Origin of the sequence: Streptomyces sp. PA03-1a (assembly GCF_033792805.1) — a bacterium.
Classification (GTDB): Bacteria; Actinomycetota; Actinomycetes; order Streptomycetales; family Streptomycetaceae; genus Actinacidiphila.
Map to the genome: position 1 here is coordinate 19,499 of NZ_JARAVO010000088.1, position 15,453 is coordinate 34,951.

Annotated in this window: 14 protein-coding genes; 9 read left to right on the top strand and 5 right to left on the bottom strand. The window is 74.5% G+C overall.

The genetic code is table 11. The features are described from left to right. Window positions 1-4: 4 nt before the first annotated feature. Window positions 5-706, bottom strand: coding sequence for a DUF4232 domain-containing protein (locus PV341_RS20885; protein WP_500358679.1), 702 nt, complete (start codon window positions 704-706; stop codon window positions 5-7). Between the two features lie 257 nt (window positions 707-963). Here PV341_RS20885 and PV341_RS20890 point away from each other — a divergent pair, with 257 nt between their 5' ends. Further along, window positions 964-2,151 (top strand): L,D-transpeptidase, encoded by a 1,188-nt coding sequence (locus tag PV341_RS20890; RefSeq protein ID WP_500358680.1) that lies wholly within the window; start codon window positions 964-966, stop codon window positions 2,149-2,151. 16 nt (window positions 2,152-2,167) lie between these two features. Here PV341_RS20890 and PV341_RS20895 read toward each other — a convergent pair whose 3' ends face one another. Beyond that, a complete protein-coding gene (locus PV341_RS20895) occupies window positions 2,168-3,304 on the bottom strand; it encodes a serpin family protein (RefSeq protein ID WP_500321560.1) in 1,137 nt (378 codons plus the stop codon). Between the two features lie 588 nt (window positions 3,305-3,892). On the opposite strand from PV341_RS20895, the gene PV341_RS20900 reads away from it, so the two are divergent. The 5 genes from PV341_RS20900 to PV341_RS20920 are packed head-to-tail and all read left to right on the top strand — an operon-like array spanning window position 3,893 to window position 7,706. Further along, window positions 3,893-4,873 carry an ABC transporter substrate-binding protein gene (locus tag PV341_RS20900; protein ID WP_500321559.1) on the top strand — a complete coding sequence of 327 codons (981 nt, stop codon included), beginning with the start codon at window positions 3,893-3,895 and terminating at the stop codon, window positions 4,871-4,873. Further along, complete coding sequence (locus tag PV341_RS20905) at window positions 4,870-5,643, top strand: ABC transporter permease (protein ID WP_500358681.1); 774 nt, start codon at window positions 4,870-4,872, stop codon at window positions 5,641-5,643. Before PV341_RS20900 ends, PV341_RS20905 begins: the two co-directional genes overlap by 4 nt. Further along, window positions 5,640-6,413, top strand: a complete 774-nt coding sequence (locus PV341_RS20910; RefSeq protein WP_500358682.1) for an ABC transporter permease — start codon at window positions 5,640-5,642, stop codon at window positions 6,411-6,413. The genes PV341_RS20905 and PV341_RS20910 overlap by 4 nt, the downstream gene beginning before the upstream one ends. After that, the gene (locus PV341_RS20915) at window positions 6,406-7,206 is read left to right on the top strand and encodes an ABC transporter ATP-binding protein (RefSeq protein WP_500321556.1); all 801 of its coding nucleotides are present in this window, start codon (window positions 6,406-6,408) and stop codon (window positions 7,204-7,206) included. Before PV341_RS20910 ends, PV341_RS20915 begins: the two co-directional genes overlap by 8 nt. Next, the gene (locus PV341_RS20920; protein WP_500321555.1) at window positions 7,203-7,706 is read left to right on the top strand and encodes a methyltransferase family protein; all 504 of its coding nucleotides are present in this window, start codon (window positions 7,203-7,205) and stop codon (window positions 7,704-7,706) included. Before PV341_RS20915 ends, PV341_RS20920 begins: the two co-directional genes overlap by 4 nt. Here PV341_RS20920 and PV341_RS20925 read toward each other — a convergent pair. Beyond that, the gene (locus tag PV341_RS20925; protein WP_500321554.1) at window positions 7,679-8,197 is read right to left on the bottom strand and encodes a GNAT family N-acetyltransferase; all 519 of its coding nucleotides are present in this window, start codon (window positions 8,195-8,197) and stop codon (window positions 7,679-7,681) included. The genes PV341_RS20920 and PV341_RS20925 overlap by 28 nt on opposite strands. 1,064 nt (window positions 8,198-9,261) lie before the next feature. Beyond that, the gene (fes, locus tag PV341_RS20930; RefSeq protein ID WP_500321553.1) at window positions 9,262-10,614 is read right to left on the bottom strand and encodes an enterochelin esterase; all 1,353 of its coding nucleotides are present in this window, start codon (window positions 10,612-10,614) and stop codon (window positions 9,262-9,264) included. Window positions 10,615-10,786: 172 nt separating this feature from the next. Here fes and PV341_RS20935 point away from each other — a divergent pair, with 172 nt between their 5' ends. The 3 genes from PV341_RS20935 to PV341_RS20945 all read left to right on the top strand — a co-directional run bounded on the left by PV341_RS20935 (window position 10,787) and on the right by PV341_RS20945 (window position 14,358). Further along, window positions 10,787-12,712 (top strand): DUF5107 domain-containing protein, encoded by a 1,926-nt coding sequence (locus tag PV341_RS20935; protein ID WP_500358684.1) that lies wholly within the window; start codon window positions 10,787-10,789, stop codon window positions 12,710-12,712. Between the two features lie 73 nt (window positions 12,713-12,785). Continuing rightward, window positions 12,786-13,856, top strand: a complete 1,071-nt coding sequence (locus PV341_RS20940; RefSeq protein ID WP_500321551.1) for an RNA ligase (ATP) — start codon at window positions 12,786-12,788, stop codon at window positions 13,854-13,856. An 88-nt stretch (window positions 13,857-13,944) separates the two neighbouring features. Further along, window positions 13,945-14,358 carry an SseB family protein gene (locus tag PV341_RS20945; RefSeq protein ID WP_499514843.1) on the top strand — a complete coding sequence of 138 codons (414 nt, stop codon included), beginning with the start codon at window positions 13,945-13,947 and terminating at the stop codon, window positions 14,356-14,358. 78 nt (window positions 14,359-14,436) lie between these two features. Here the strand turns inward: PV341_RS20945 and PV341_RS20950 are convergent. Then, a partial coding sequence (locus tag PV341_RS20950) for a diacylglycerol/lipid kinase family protein (protein WP_500358686.1) occupies window positions 14,437-15,453 on the bottom strand: 1,017 nt, incomplete at its 5' end.

Genomic DNA, 15,453 nt, shown 5'->3' on the forward strand with positions numbered 1-15,453 from the left:
GCCCTCAGGACGGCTGGTCCGCCGACAGCGCGGTGACGGCGACGACACCGTCGCACTCGGCGAACACCCCGTCGTCCAGGGCGACCTGGTGCCTGCCCGCCCCGCCGGGCAGGCCCAGCACCATCGTCGGGTACTGCACCGGCGCCTCCCCCGAGACGCAGGAGCCGTCGCCCTCGCCCTGTACCTGGTGGAACGTCAGCTTCACCCACGCGCGGCCGCCCGGCGCCAGCCTGACGGGCGCGGCCGCACCGGTGTGCCGCACCGTCAGCGGCACGTTCATCTCCGGGGAGCCGTTGGCCGCCCCGGCCACCGTCGGGAAGCCCTCGACGACGCAGGGCGCGCCGGAGGTGTTGGTGAAGCCGGCCACCGCCGCCCCGGTGCCCGTGCCCTGGGGACGTACGGCGGCCTGGTGCGCCGCGGTCGCCTCCAGGTCCTCCGCGCCGCAGCGGTCCGCGGGGCCCGCCGTGGAACCTGACGAGGAGGCGGAGGATCCGGTGCCCCCGGGCTCCGGGGACGTGCTGGAGACCGGGAGGGTGCCACCCGCGGTCCGTGACGGCGCGGCGGCCGACGCAGCGGTCGGCGGAGCGGTCGGCGAGGGCGCGCCGCCCGCGACGTCGTCATCTCCCCGGCACCCCGTCAGCAGCACCGCCGCCGTTGCCGCCAGGGCCACCGCGATCGTGGCCCGCCTCGTGTTCCTGCCCTCCATGACGTCCCCCTGGTCGTTCCGCTGTTCCGCTGTTCGGCTGTACGGCTGTCCCGTTGTGCCACCCCGGCCCACGACCGGCGTTCGCCGCGGAACACGAGGCCGTGCCGCGCCCGGGTTCCGTGCGTACACGCCTGGTACGGAACGGTGACGCGACGGAGCCGTCCGGGCCGCGCAGTTCCGGTCGCCGGAATGCGGTGGACCGCCCCGAGTCCGGGCAGGAGCAGAGGTACGACTCGACAGGGGAGGAGAGCCGTCACATGACCAACGACCGGACCCGGAACCGGAGGACGACCCTGCGCGTACGAGCCGGGACGCTCGCCCTGGCCGTCGCCGCGTCGCTGTCGGCGTGCAGCGGCTCCGGCAGTGGGCCCCACGCCGCGGAGCCACGGCCGGCGATCGCCGTCGCCCCCGCCTCCGGCGGGCGTGCCGTGCCCGTCGACCGCAAGGTCACCGTGCGGGCCACCGCCGCGCGGATCGACTCCGTACGCGTCACCGCCGCCGGCCCAGGGGCGTTGCGCGGCACGCTCGCGTCCTCCAAGGAGAGCTGGACCTCGGCAGGCCGGCTGGCCCCCGGTGTGACGTACGACGTGCTCGTCCGTGCAACCACCTCCGACGGCAAGCGGCTGACGGAGCACACCACCTTCACCACCGCCGAGCCCGAGCGCACCTTCGTGGGGGAGTACCACCCGGACAAGGGCACCACGGTCGGCGTCGCCATGCCCGTGTCGATCGTGTTCAACAAGCCCATACGCGACCGCGCGGCCGTCGAGCGCAAGCTCGGCGTCACCGCGAGCCCGGCCGTGGACGGGGCCTGGAGCTGGATGAAGGACTGGAGCGGCCGCGACCGCGTCGACTACCGCCCGCGCACCTACTGGAAGCCCGGCACCGAGGTCACGCTCCGCATGGACCTCGACGGCGTCGACGCGGGCGGCGGCCTCTACGGCACGCAGAACCGGGTCGTCCGCTTCCGGATAGGGCATTCGGTCGTGACCACGGTCGACACCGCCCGCAAGACCCTCACCCTGCGACGCGACGGAGCGGTCCTGCGCACCCTCCCCGTCTCCACCGGCAAGTCCGGTTTCGAGACGTGGAACGGCACCATGGTCGTCCTGGAGAAGACGCCCAGCATCACCATGAACTCCCGCACCGTGCGCATCTTCGGTCCCGAGGCGTACAACCTGAAGGACGTGAAGTGGGACGTCCGGCTCACCACGTCGGGCACCTTCGCGCACGCCGCGCCCTGGAACGAGGGCAAGTTCGGCCGCGTCAACGGCAGTCACGGTTGCATAGGGCTGAGCACGGCCGACGCCAAGTGGTTCTACGAGCACGTGTCACCGGGCGACCCGGTGACCGTCGTCCACTCCACCGACACCGTCCAGGTCAACAACGGCTACGGCGCCTGGAACGCGAGCTGGGCGGACTGGCGGGCGGGGAGCGCCCTGTGACCGCCGCCCGCTGAGGTCAGGGCGTCACCCACCCCGCCACGAGGACCGCCGGGAAGAGCCGGTGGACGGCGAGGAAGCCGAACGGGCGCAGGAACCCGACGCGTACGCGCCTGGCCTGCTGGGCCCGCCCGGGAGCGCTGCCGGCGATCAGGGAGACGGCCGTGACCGCGGCGGCGCGGAAGCCCTTCGCGCTGAAGGTCGCCGTGGCCGCCTGCTTCGCCGCGCCGACGGCAAGGGGCTGCGCGCTGATGCCGGGGAAGTGCCCCGCGCCGCTGTCCCGGGCCGTGGCGAGCCCGAACAGCGCGGCGCGGTCGAGGAGGTCGTGCTCGGCGCCGACGGTGAACGGCACCGTGGTCAGGTCGAGCGCCGGCGCCGGTTCGAAGCTCGTGACGTCCTCGACCACGACCCCCGGCCCGGGACGCCCGTACGGCAGCAGGTTGCCGGGCAGCACCGGGTACGTCCCGCCGAGGGCGGCCACGCCGGCGGCGATCACCTCGCCGGGGGCGACGTGGTCGGGGCCGAGCAGGAGGTGGACCTCGATCCCGTTGGTGCCGTTCACCTTGGCCATGGTCAGCGGGCCGAAGGGGGTGGTCGCGACCCCGGCCATGTCCAGGTGCGGCGAGCTGCGGAAGAGCGTCCCCGTGTGGTGGTCCTGGAAGGGCTCGGCCCAGTCGGTGCGCAGGGCCAGGGCGTTCGCGAGCAGCAGGAGGGTGTGCCGGTCGACGGCGACCGGCATCCTGGGGACCATGCCGTGGGTGCGCTCCGCCGCCCAGGTGTCCAGGGTCTTGCGGTCGGTCTCGGTGTCGCCGCTGAAGTGCCCGTGGGCGCCGGCCGGGAGCAGCGAGAGCCAGCCGGGCGCGAGCGGCAGGGAGGCGCGGGTCCACAGGCCCACGGCGGTGTCGACGCCGTCCATCGCGTCCAGCCGCGCGAGCAGCCGTCCCGAGGCGGCGGCCGCCGTCGTGGCGTCCGTGCCGACGGCCTGTTCCAGTTCGGTGCGGGCGGGGCCCGCGGCACCCGCGGCGAGAAGGGCCAGCAGCGGCCACACTCCCGCTGCGGAGAGGACCGTCGCCCCGGCCGGGCCGGCGCCCAGGGTCTCCCGGGCCCATCGCGCGGTCAGTGCGTTGACCGCGCCCACCAGCATCCGGTCGTCCATGTCCCCCACCCCGTCGGCCTCGTCCGCGTCAGGCGATCATCCCAGCGAACGGGTGGGGCGGCCAAGTGACCGGCGGGACCGCGCGCGACACGATTCGGCGGGCACAAGTGAGCCCGCGCTCACCGCGCGGGCTCGTCGGCTACAGTTCCACGACCTACGAGGTGGGACTCCCTTCGCCGGCATGGTCCGGATCAGGTGCTAGGGGTCGCTCTCCGGTCTCAAAACCTCTTCCCAGACCTTCGAGCCTCTCAGCCCGGCCGTTGTACCCGGTTGCGGTGGAAGCCGCTGCTTCCGCTCCGGCTCCGGTGCTACCGGACTCCCTCGCTCGCCCCGTAGGCCACTTCCACTATACTCAGGGCTAAAGCGGACCACCAGGGGCAAATGCCTCCAATTCATTATTTTCTCCATGTAATTCCGCCCCTCGTGCCCCCTGTGCCCCTGCTCTCCCGTCCGCGACACGACTGTCATCGAGGAGCCGTTGTGCGATCCGTTGACGCGGCCGCGCGGCGCCCCTACCGTCACTTGGCGCACCACCCAATGAACGACAGTTCACTGTGCGAACGGAACTGATCAGATCAGGGAGTGCCCATGCGTCGCACCTTTCCCCTGCTCCTGTCGGCGGCAGCGCTCCTCGCCGCCGGACTCACCGCTTGCGGCGACTCCGGCGACTCCGCCGGCAAGGGCGGTCCCTCCGGCTCCGGCGGAGGCACACGGAGCGTCACGGTCGGCGCCATCGCCATCGTCGACACCGCACCGGTGTACCTCGCCCAGAGCCAGGGCTTCTTCAAGAAGCACGGCATCGACGCGAAGATCACCTCGGTGCAGGGCGGCGCCGCCAGCATCACCGGCGTGATGGGCGGCCAGTTCGCCTTCGGCTTCGCCAACACCACCTCCCTGCTCACGGCACAGCAGCAGGGCCTGCCGCTCAAGGTCGTCGCCAACGGCGTCGCCTCCACCGGTGAGCGGGACACCGACTACAGCGCCGTCCTCGTCCCGGCCGGCAGCCCGGTGAAGTCCGCGAAGGACCTCGCGGGCAGGACCGTCGCGGTCAACCAGCTGAAGAACATCGGCGACACGACCGTGCGCGCCGCCGTGCGCAAGGACGGCGGCGACGCCTCCAAGGTGGAGTTCGTCGAGATGCCCTTCCCCGACATGCCGGCCGCCCTGTCCAAGGGCCGGGTCGACGCGGTCTGGGAGGTCGAGCCCTTCGTCACCCAGGCCACGGGCCAGGGGGCCCGCGCCGTCGCGTGGCCCTACGCCGATGCCGCGCCGGACCTCACCGTGGCCATGTACTTCACCACCCAGCAGACCGTCCAGAAGGACCCGGAGCTGGTGAAGGACTTCACCGCCGCCATGAACGAGGCCCTCGCCTACGCCGACGCCCACCCCGACGCGGTGCGCGAGACCCTGAAGTCCTACACCTCGATCCCCGCCGAGGCCATCGCCAAGATCAAGCTCCCCAAGTGGCCGACCGAGATCAACCGGGAGTCCGTCCAGACCGTCGCCGACGACGCCCGCCAGGACGGCACGCTCACCAAGGACGCCGACCTCCCGGCCCTCCTGCCATGAGGGGACGCGACGCCGCGTACGGAGCGGCCGGCCTCGCGGTGCTGTTCGGCACCGCCGAGGCCGTCCCGCGGCTCGGCTGGGTCTCGCGGGACTTCCTGCCCCCGGCGAGCGAGATCCTGCGCACCCTCGGCCACGAATTGACCACCCGTCAGCTCTGGTCGGCGCTCGGCGACACCATGAGCGCCTGGGCCCTGGGCCTGGCCATCGCCTTCGTCCTCGCCGTCGCGCTCGGCACCCTCATCGACGCCGTTCCCGGCGCCCGTGCCGCCACCGCCTCCACCGTCGAGTTCCTCCGCCCCATCCCCTCCGTGGCGCTCATCCCGCTCGCCACCCTCCTCTTCGGCGCCGACCTCGGCTCCAGTCTCCTGCTGGTCGTCTACGCCGCCTTCTGGCAGGTGCTCATCCAAGTGCTGTACGGCGTCGCCGACGTCGACCCGGTCGCCCGCGAGACCGCCCGCTCCTACCGCCTCGGGCACTGGACGACGCTGCGCCGCCTCGTCTGGCCCACCGCGCTCCCTTACGTCACGACCGGACTCCGGCTCGCCGCCTCCGTCGCCTTCATCCTCGCCGTCACCGCCGAACTGGTCATCGGCAGCCCCGGACTCGGACTGCGCATCCAGCTCGCCCAGTCCGGCGGCGCCGTCGCCACCGTGTACGCCCTGATCACCCTCGCCGGGATCATCGGTGTCGTCGTCAACCTCGCCGTACGCCGCCTGGAGCGGTGGCTGCTGGCCTGGCACCCCTCCGTGCGCGGGGAGGCCGCCGCATGAGCCGCCTCGCGCGCCTCCTGCTCGCGGCCCTGCGGGTGCTGGGACTGCCCGTCCTCCTCGTCCTCGGCTGGTGGGCGTGGAGCATGTGGCAGCCCAGCTTCTACGTCCCCCCGCCGCAGCGCATCGCCGCCGTCTTCGGCGACGTGTGGCTCACCGCGCGCCTGACCGACGACGTCCTGCCCAGCCTCGCCAGGCTCCTCGCCGGGTACGCGCTCGCCGCGCTGCTCGGCGTCGCCCTCGGCACCGCCGTCGGCCTCTCGGCCCGGCTGCGCGCCGCCACCGAACCCGCGCTGGAGTTCTTCCGGGCGATCCCGCCACCCGTGCTCGTGCCGCTGATCATGCTCGTCGCCGGGCTCGACACCACCATGAAGGTCCTCGTCATCGTCTCCGGCGCGATCTGGCCCGTCCTGCTCAACACCATCGAGGGCGTCCGCGCCGTGGACGAGGTGCTCGCCGACACCGCCCGCGTCTACGGCCTGCGCGGCCCCGCCCGGCTGCGGCGCCTCGTCCTGCCCGCCGCGAGCCCGCAGATCATGGCGGGACTGCGGCAGGCGCTGTCGCTGGCCATCATCCTCATGGTCATCGCGGAGATGTTCGCCAGCACCTCGGGCATCGGCCACTCGGTCGTGCTGTTCCAGCGGCAGTTCCAGATCCCCGAGATGTGGAGCGGCATCGTGCTGCTCGGCCTGGTCGGCTTCCTGCTCTCGCTCGCCTTCCGCGCCCTCGAGCGCCGGGTCCTGCACTGGCACCAACGGGAGACACATGCTTGAGATCACCGGACTGCGCAAGGTGTACGAGGGCCGCGGCCGCGTCGTCGAGGCGCTGCGCGGCATCGACCTCACCGTCGACCGCGGCGAACTCGTCTGCGTCGTGGGCCCGTCCGGCTGCGGCAAGACCACCCTGCTCAAATGCGTCGCCGGACTCCTGACGCCCACCGCGGGCCAGGTCCGGCTCGCCGGGCGCGTCGTCGACGGACCGCCGCCCGGCATGGCGGTGGTCTTCCAGGAGTACGGCCGCAGCCTCTTCCCCTGGCTGACGGTCAGCCAGAACGTCGAACTCCCGCTCCGCGAGAAGCGCGTGCCCCGCCCGCGCCGCACCGCCCTCGTCCAGCAGGCGCTTGCCGCCGTCGGCCTGGCGGACGCGGGCGCCGCCCACCCCTGGCAGTTGTCCGGAGGCATGCAGCAACGCGTCGCCATCGCCCGCGCCGTCGCCTACGAGCCCCAGGTCCTGCTCATGGACGAGCCCTTCGCCGCCGTGGACGCCCAGACCCGCGCCGACCTCGAGGACCTCCTCCTCGGGCTCTGGCACCGTCTCGGCATCACCACGATGCTCGTCACCCACGACATCGACGAGGCCGTCTACCTCGCCCGCCGTGTCGTCGTCCTCTCCGCCGCGCCCACCGTCGTCCAGGAGGACCTGCCCGTCGACCTCCCCCACGACCGCGACCAGATCATCACCCGCTCCGACCCTCGCTTCGCCGAACTGCGCGCCCACGTCTACGGGCACATCCGCGCCGCCAAGACGGGTCCGGGACGGCCGCCCGCGGGCACCATGAAGACATGAGACGGTCCACGGCCGCGCTCGGCAGCGCGGTATTCCTCCTCGCGGCGCCCGGCGTCGTGGCGGGACTCGTGCCCTGGTGGCTCACCCGGTACGCCTCCGGCGACGGCCCCTGGCCGGTACGGGTGGCCGGCGGTCTGCTCGCCCTCGCCGGGGCGGCAGTGCTCCTGCACGGCTTCGCCCGCTTCGTACGCGAGGGGCGCGGCACGCCCGCGCCCGTCGCCCCCACCGAACGCCTCGTCACCGGCGGCGCGTACGCCCGGGTCCGTAACCCCATGTATCTGGCCGTCGTGGCGCTCGTCGCCGGGCAGGGACTGCTGCTCCTGCGGCCGGTCCTGTTCCTCTACGCCGCCGCGGTGTGGCTGACGGTCGCCGCGTTCGTCCGCTGGTACGAGGAGCCGACGCTGCGCGCGGCCCACGGCGAGGCGTACGAGGCGTACCGCCGGGCCGTGCCCGCGTGGCTGCCGCGGTTCCCTCAGACCCGGTCGAAGGGCTCCGCGTAGCGGAACGCCCCGCTGACCGAAGGGGTGTAAGCGGACAGCGGGCGCACCTGGAAGTACGGCCCCCAGGCCGGTTCGGGCGGCGTGATCCGGTAGTCCGTGCTCGCCCGGAAGCCGTACCGGCCGTAGTAGTCCGGGCTGCCCAGCAGCGCCACGAGCGGTTCCCCGAGGCCGTCCGCCGCGCCCAGCACGGTGTGCACCAGCGCCAGGCCGACGCCCTTGCGCTGGTACTCCGGCGCGACGCTCAACGGGCCCAGACCGAGCACGGGCGTGCCGCCGGCGTGCGCCCGCGTGCAGACGACATGGCCGACGACGCTCTCGCCGTCGGCGTCCACGGCGACCAGTGACAGCTCCGGCAGCCAGGCGTCGCACTTCCGCAACTCGGCCAGCAGCGTGACCTCGACGGGGACGGGATGCTCGGCGGAGGCGAACGCCTCCGCGGTGAGTGCCTGTACGGCCGGGACGTCTTCGGGGGTCTCACGTCGAATCAGCACCCGGGCAGTCTGGACGCCCCGCCCCTGCCCGGCAAGCGCATTTCGAGCGCGGCCATTGCGTTGGCCGCCCTTCCGGGGGGTGTCCACGGCGGTTCGCGGCGGCCCGGCGCGGGGACTGCCGCGCATACCGCGTGGTCACGGGGGCGTCCCGCGGTGGTCGTCATCGACCGCGCCGCGCGATGCGCCCTCCCGGTCGGCGGGTTGACGACGCGTGTGCGCGCCGTCGCCCGCCGGTTCGGGCGTGGATGCCCCGGCCGCGGCGCGGACGGCCTTGTCCACCGTGCCGCGGTGGCGAAGGGGTTCGGGTCGTCGACGGCTCCGGTGACGCCGCGAGCGGACAGGGCGTCGTCGTGCCGGTTCGGCAGTGCGCAGGCATCCGCCGCGCTCTCCGGTGGCGCCTGCGCCACGCCGGGTGGGCGGCCAGGCTCATGCCGTGGTCGTTGCGGGCCCCCGCGCCCGCGCGGCCGTCACGTGCGCCGGGCGGCGCGCAGCCGCGGCCGACGGCCGGGGCCAGGGGTGCCGTCCCGGGTCAGCACGCGTCCCCGTAGTGGCCGCGCCGGGTCGTCACCGCCCGCGGCACGGGCGTGCCGCGCCGCCGCGTGAGGCCGGCTCCGTGTCGGCCTGGGCGGATACGCGGGTGCGGGGGAGGGGCAGCGCGGCAAAGAGGCCTGGCCATGGGGCACTTCCCGGGCCCGTGCCGCGCCGGGTCGTCACCGCCCCCGGCGCGAGCGTGCCGCGATGCCGTGTGAGGCCGGCTCCGTGTCGGCCTGGGCGGATACGCGGGTGCGGGGGAGGGGCCGCGCGGCAAAGAGGCCCGGTCGTGGGGCACGTCCCTCGCCGTCCCGGGCCGGTACGCGTCCCCGTAGTGGCCGCGCCGGGTCGTCACCGCCCGCGGCGCGAGCGTGCCGCGATGCCGTGTGAGGCCGGCTCCGTGTCGGCCTGGGCGGATACGCGGGTGCGGGGGACGGGCCGCGCGGCAAAGAGGCCTGGCCATGGGGCACTTCCCGGGCCCGTGCCGCGCCGGGTCGCCACCGCCCCCGGCGCGAGCGTGCCGCGCCACCGCGTCAGACCGGCTCCGTGTCGGCCGGGGCCGATACGCGGGGGCCGGGGAGGGTGCCCGGGAAGGGGCCGCGCAGCAAGGAGGCGAGGCCGTGGGCGAGTTCCTCGCGCCAGCACAGGTAGTCGTGGCCGCCGTTGTACTCGTGGTGCGCCACCTCGTAGCCCTGGGCCAGCAGGGTGTCCCGCAGCCGCCGGACCACGGCCGTCAGGCCCCATTCCTGCAGGCCCGCCGACAGGTGGAACCGCACCGGTCTTCGCGCCAGCGACGCCACGCGCCCGGTCAGCCACTCTTCGGGCAGGGCTCCCGCGCGCCGCCCGGCCGGCCACCAGAAGGCGCCGGACTGGGCGAGCACGTTCCCGAACCGCTCGGGCCGGCGCAACGCGGCGTACGCGGCGGCCAGTCCGCCGAGGCCCTGGCCGGCGACGACCGTGCGTGCCGGGTCGCCGCTGACCGGCCACCGACGCGCGGCCCAGGGCAGCAGTTCACGGGTCAGGAAGGCCACGAAGCGGTCGTCGCAGGTGAGTTCGCGGCGCCGGGTGTCGCTGTCCAGCGCGTCCGGCATCAGCGCGACGAGCGGGGGCAGGGCGCCGGCCGCCACGAGCCCGTCGAGCAGCGCCGAGACGTCGAGGTGCTGCTGCCACACGTCCCCGTCGAGCAGCACCACCACCGGCAGCCCGGCGAGGTCCTCGTAGCCGGACGGGGCGTAGGCCCACACACGGCGCCAGTTGCGCAGGTGCGCGCTGCGCATGGTGTGGACGGACACCTCGCCCACCGGCGTCCCGGGCCGGTTCCGCCCCGCGCCGAGCGGCGCCGGTGCCGCGGGGAGGGCGACCACCGACAGCGGCTCGGTGCCCCAGCGGGTGGGGAAATCCGCCCGGTTGAGCGGGTCGCGCCGCGGGTTCCGCCGCAGTCCGCGCAGGTACGCCTGGCCCTTGGGCCCCGACGGGGCCACGCCCGCGCCGTCGCCCTCGTCCACGCAGAGCGCGTACGTGGCGCGCCAGTCGGCCCGCATCCTTATCGTCCAGTGCCACACGTCCGTGCCCGGCACGCGCGACATCAGGTTGCCGGCCAGGTCGTCAGGGTCGAGCACCTGGTTGGGCAGGGCCAGTACGGCGCGCGTTGCGGCCGTGCCGCGCCACAGGAAGGTGACCGCGGCGTGCCCGGGGTCGCCGTCCAGGCGCTCCACCAGTGGTGTCCCCTCGGCCTCCACGGCCCGCCAGAACTCGGCCTCGCGCTCGGGGCGGGCGGCGAGCGCCGCCAGCCGCGGACTGTGCGCGCGTTCGACCGGGGCGGGACGCGGAACGCGGGGCGCGCGCGAGGGCGTGCCGTTCGGCGGGCTCCACAGCGTGGACAGCATGATCGGCAAACCCTCCCGGACCTGTCCGACGGCAAAAGAAGGCCAAAATGACGTTCACCATATATTGAAGTCCGCACGCGGCCCGTTCCGTGAGGTCCAAACCCCTGACGGCGCAGGCCGAAAGGGGGTTCCATGTCCTCACCCGACCACCGGTGACAGAGAGAGGGACCTCTTGGCCACCACCGTGCGACGCACCACCCTCACCCTCCCGGCCAGCCCGCTCGGCCCGGAGAACCCCCTGCCCGCGCTCCGCGCGTCCGGGGACCCGCACGTCCTCGACCCCGCCGAGAGCGCCGCGCTCCCGCCCGGCATGGCCCGGCGCATCGCCTACGGGCAACTGCGCACCCTGCTCCCCGTACCGCGTCTCGACGGCTACACCCGCGAACGCGTGCCCACCGCGCTGGACGCGGTCGTCCTGGAGAACGACCGGCTGCGCGCCACCGTCCTGCCCGGCCTCGGCGGCCGCCTGTACGCGCTGCACCACAAGCCCACGGGCCGTGAACTGCTGCACGCGGACCCCGTCCTGCAGTACGCCGACTTCGGCCTCGCCGGCGCCTGGTTCTCCGGCGGCGTCGAATGGAACCCCGGCGCCACCGGGCACACCACGCTCAGCTGCGCCCCGCTCCACGCCGCCCGCGTCCCCACCCCCGACGGCGGCGAGATGCTCCGCCTCTGGGAGTGGGAGCGGCTGCGCGACCTGCCGTTCCAGATCGACCTGTGGCTCCCCGAGGGCTCCGACTTCCTCTACGCGGGGGTACGCGTCCGCAATCCTCACCACCGGACCGTTCCCCTCTACTGGTGGTCCAACACCGCCGTACCCCAGACACCTGGCACCCGCGTCGTCGCACCCGCCACCCACGCCTGGCACTTCGGCGCCTCCCGCACCCTCCAGCGGGTGCCCGCCCCCGAGGCGCCCACCGCCTCCGAGCACCCCGCGGACTGGTTCTACGACCTGCCCGACGGCACCCGCCCCTGGATCGCCGCCCTCGACGCCGACGGCCGCGGCCTCGTGCAGACCTCCACCGACGCCCTCGGCGGCCGCAAGCTCTTCGTCTGGGGCCGGGGTCCCGGCGGACGCCGCTGGCAACGCTGGCTCGCCGGGGACGAGGGCGACGCCCCGGGCTACCTGGAGATCCAGGCCGGACTCGCCCCCACCCAGCTGGAACACCTCCCCCTGGCCCCGGGTGCCGCCGTGAGCTGGCTGGAGGCCTACGGCCCGCTGGAGACCGCTCCCGGCGCCGGTTCCCGCGCCGTGGCGGAACGGCTGGAGGCGGTCCTGCCGCGCGAACACCTGCGCGCCGCCCACGAGGCGTGGCTGCCCGCCGCGGACACCGAGCCCAAGGACGTCCTCGCCACCGGCTCCGGCTGGGGTGCGCTGGAGGTCACCCGCGGCCGCTTCGACCTGCCCGGCACGCCCTTCGCCGCCGACACCATGGGCGAGCGGCAGAAACCCTGGCTGGAACTCCTGCTCGCCGGGGTCTTCCCGCGGCTCGGCGAGGACTCCGTCCCCGGCCCCGCGCTCGTCTCCCCGGAGTGGCGGGAACTGCTGGAGACCGCGGCCACCTACGAGGGCAACGGCTGGGCCCTGGACTACCACTTGGGCCTCGCCCAGTGGCACGCAGGTGACCGCGCCCAGGCCGTGCTCAGCTGGGAACGGGCCGCCGCGGGGTCGGGTTCGTGCCTGCCGCTGCACTGCCTGGCCGTCGCCGACCAGACCGACGGCAATCCGGAGCGCGCCGCCCAGCGCCACCTCGACGCCTTCCGGGCCGTCCCCGGGGGCGACGCCTGGGCCACCGCCGCGGGCGCCCTGGCCCGCGAGGCCGTACCGGCCCTTCTGGCCGCCCGCCGCCCCGGCGACGCCGCCGCCGTGCTGGAAGCCCTGCCCGGCGCCCTCCGCGCCCGCGGGCGCTTCCGGCTGCTGCACGCCCAAGTCCTGCTCGCCGCGGGCGACGTCGCGGCCGCTCGGGCCGTCTTCGACGAGGGCTTCACCGTCGACGACCTCAGGGAGGGGGAGGAGTCGCTGCACACCACATGGCAGGCCCTCACCGACGAACCGCTGCCCCGGGCGTACGACTTCCGGATGGCACCGGCACCCTGAAAAACCGTTCGCCCGCGACGCGCGGCACCCCGCACAGTGGTCCGATCCACGCACCACCACGAGGGGGAACCCGATGTCGACGCTGCGCGTCACGGCCGAACGGCTCACCGTCCACGACCACCCGAACGCGGACGCCCTGGAACTCGCCCAGGTCGGCCTCTACCGGGCGGTCGTGGCCAAGGGCGCCTACCGGACCGGTGACTTCGCGCTGTACATCCCCGAGCAGTCCGTGCTGCCTTCCGCGCTCATCGACGAGCTCGGCCTGACCGGACGGCTCGCCGGCCCCGCGGCCGACCGCGTCAAGGCGGTGCGGCTGCGCGGCGAGCTGTCCCAGGGCATCGTCTGCCGCCCGGCCGCGCTCGAGGGCACGGACCTGGCGCGGGCCGCCGGCGACGCCACCGACTTCGCGGAGCTGCTCGGCATCACCAAGTGGGTGCCGCCTGTCCCGGTGTCGATGAGCGGCGACGTGGAGTCCGCGCCGGACCTGCTGCCGTGGATCGACATCGAGAACGTCAAGCGCCACCCCGAGGTGTTCGGCGAGGGCGAGCCGGTCGCGATCACCGAGAAGCTCCACGGAACGGCCTGCTGCCTGACCTACCTCGCCGACTCGGGACGTGTGCTGGTCACCTCCAAAGGGCTGGGCGCCCAGCGCCTCGCCCTGAAGGAGGCCGACGGCAACCTCTACTGGCGCGCCGTCCGCGGACACGGCCTGCCCGACGTCGCCGCGGCCCTCGCCGGCCGGCTCGGCGCCACCCGCGTGGCGATCTTCGGCGAGGTCTACGGCGCCGGTGTCCAGGACCTCGGCTACGGCGCCGACGCGGGCCGCGGCACGCCCGGCTACGCGGCCTTCGACGTCGCCGCCGAGATCGACGGGGCGGTCCGCTGGCTCGACCCCGCCGAGGTCCTCCCGGCCGGGAGCGTGCCGCTGGTGCCCACGCTCCACCAGGGCCCGTACGACCTCGACGTCGTCCTGGAGCTCGCGCGGGGCGCCGAGACCGTCTCCGGCCGCGCCCTGCACCTGCGCGAGGGCGTCGTGGTCCGGGCGGCCCCCGACCGGCACAGCCCCGAGCTCGGCGGACGCGCCGTCCTCAAGGCGGTCAGCGACGCCTACCTCACCCGCAAGGGCGGCACCGAGTACGAGTGACACCCGCGGAGCACGCATGACCGTTCCCCCGCTGGGTACGCGCAGCCCCCGAGCCACCCCGTACGCAAGCAACGGAAAGGGAACGGCCATGACCGATTTCACCACTCCGAACGGTGCGCAGCCCCCGGCACAGCGTGCCCTGCACGAGATCGCCACCGGCGGTGACAACGCGGCCGCGCTCAGCACCCTGGCCGCCAGCGACATCCTGCTGCCGGTGCCGGGGGCGCCGGAGGAGTCCGCGGGGGACGGGGCGGAGCAGGAGACGATCAGCCTGCCGGTCTTCGAGCAGGAGGACGGGACGAAGCTGGTCCCGGTCTTCACCTCGGAGGTGCGCCTGGCACACGCCCTGCCGAACGCGCGGGGGTACCGCATCCTGCCCCTCGCGGCGCTGAGCAGCGGCTGGCCGTCCGACGAGCTCACGCTCGCGATAGACGCGGGATCGCCGGACACCCTCACCATCAAGGGCGAGGGCGTCCGTGCGCTGGCAGGCCTGTCGGGCTGACCGACGGCCGTCCGCCCACCCGCGCGTGCCACGCGGGCCGCGCCCCCGGGGAGCGCGGCCCGCGTCGTGCTGCCCGGGTCAGAGCGGCCGGTAGACGGTCAGGGCCTCGTTGGCCTTGTCGATGACCAGGTCGCGCGGTGCGGGCGCCACCTCGCCGTCGAAGGCCAGGCGGACGCCGGGGTCCACGCCGCCGATCCGCAGCCGCCGCAGCAGGGCCGTGGTGGAGCCGGTGAGGGCGGCCGCGAGCAGACGGGTGCGGGCGTAGGGGCTGCCGGGGACGATGCGGACGTCGAGCTGCCCGTCGGACAGGGCACGGCGGCGCAGCGGCGCCGGGCCGATGCTGCGGTAGGCGCCGTTGCCGGCGAAGAGCATCCACACCGAGTGCCGACGTCCGTTGATCTCCAGGTCGATCGGGGCGGAGGTGCGCAGCACGTGCAGCGCGGCCAGCACCCCCGCGGGCCAGCTGCCCACGCGCCGCGACCAGCGTTCGCGGTAGCGGACCAGGTCGGGGTAGACGCCGATGCTGAAGGTGTTGAGGAAGACCGTGGACCACGCGGACCCGTCCTCCTCGCCCGCGGCGTCGCCGGTCGGGGAGACCCGCGCGACGTCGACGGCGATCGCGGTGCCCTCCCGGGCCGCCCGTGCGGCGTCCTCGATGCTCTCGATCGACAGGTCGAGCGCGAAGTGGTTGTACGTGCCGCCGGGGGAGACGAGCAACGGCACACCGTGCCGCAGCGCGACCGACGCGGCGAGGCTGACGCTGCCGTCCCCGCCGTGGATGCCGAGCGCGCCGCCGGCCTCCGCGGCCTGCTGGGCGGCCTTCTCCAGCATCTCGGCGAGGTCGTCGTCCTCGGAGCACTCCTCGACCACGGCCTCGGGCAGCGCGCCGCGCAGCCGCTCGGCCGGCGGGCCGAGCAGCGGCGGAGGGCCGGAGACCTCGTTGACCACCGCGTACAGCCCGCGGCCGTCGGGCAGGGCCGGGGCGTCGGCCCTGCCCGACGGCCGCGGGCTGTACGCGGTGGTCAACGAGGTAGCCCGCCCTCCGCCCCTCCCCTGCCCGCCCGCCGACGGGCTGCGTGCGGCGAGGCCCTCAGC

Bases quoted from the DNA above. Each gene is read 5' to 3' on its own strand.
- PV341_RS20945 (WP_499514843.1), top strand. From the start codon at position 13,945: ATGACCGATTTCACCACTCCGAACGGTGCGCAGCCCCCGGCACAGCGT.
- PV341_RS20920 (WP_500321555.1), top strand. From the start codon at position 7,203: ATGAGACGGTCCACGGCCGCGCTCGGCAGCGCGGTATTCCTCCTCGCG.
- fes (WP_500321553.1), bottom strand. From the start codon at position 10,614: ATGCTGTCCACGCTGTGGAGCCCGCCGAACGGCACGCCCTCGCGCGCG.
- PV341_RS20885 (WP_500358679.1), bottom strand. From the start codon at position 706: ATGGAGGGCAGGAACACGAGGCGGGCCACGATCGCGGTGGCCCTGGCG.
- PV341_RS20940 (WP_500321551.1), top strand. From the start codon at position 12,786: ATGTCGACGCTGCGCGTCACGGCCGAACGGCTCACCGTCCACGACCAC.
- PV341_RS20890 (WP_500358680.1), top strand. From the start codon at position 964: ATGACCAACGACCGGACCCGGAACCGGAGGACGACCCTGCGCGTACGA.
- PV341_RS20905 (WP_500358681.1), top strand. From the start codon at position 4,870: ATGAGGGGACGCGACGCCGCGTACGGAGCGGCCGGCCTCGCGGTGCTG.
- PV341_RS20910 (WP_500358682.1), top strand. From the start codon at position 5,640: ATGAGCCGCCTCGCGCGCCTCCTGCTCGCGGCCCTGCGGGTGCTGGGA.
- PV341_RS20895 (WP_500321560.1), bottom strand. From the start codon at position 3,304: ATGGACGACCGGATGCTGGTGGGCGCGGTCAACGCACTGACCGCGCGA.
- PV341_RS20900 (WP_500321559.1), top strand. From the start codon at position 3,893: ATGCGTCGCACCTTTCCCCTGCTCCTGTCGGCGGCAGCGCTCCTCGCC.
- PV341_RS20915 (WP_500321556.1), top strand. From the start codon at position 6,406: ATGCTTGAGATCACCGGACTGCGCAAGGTGTACGAGGGCCGCGGCCGC.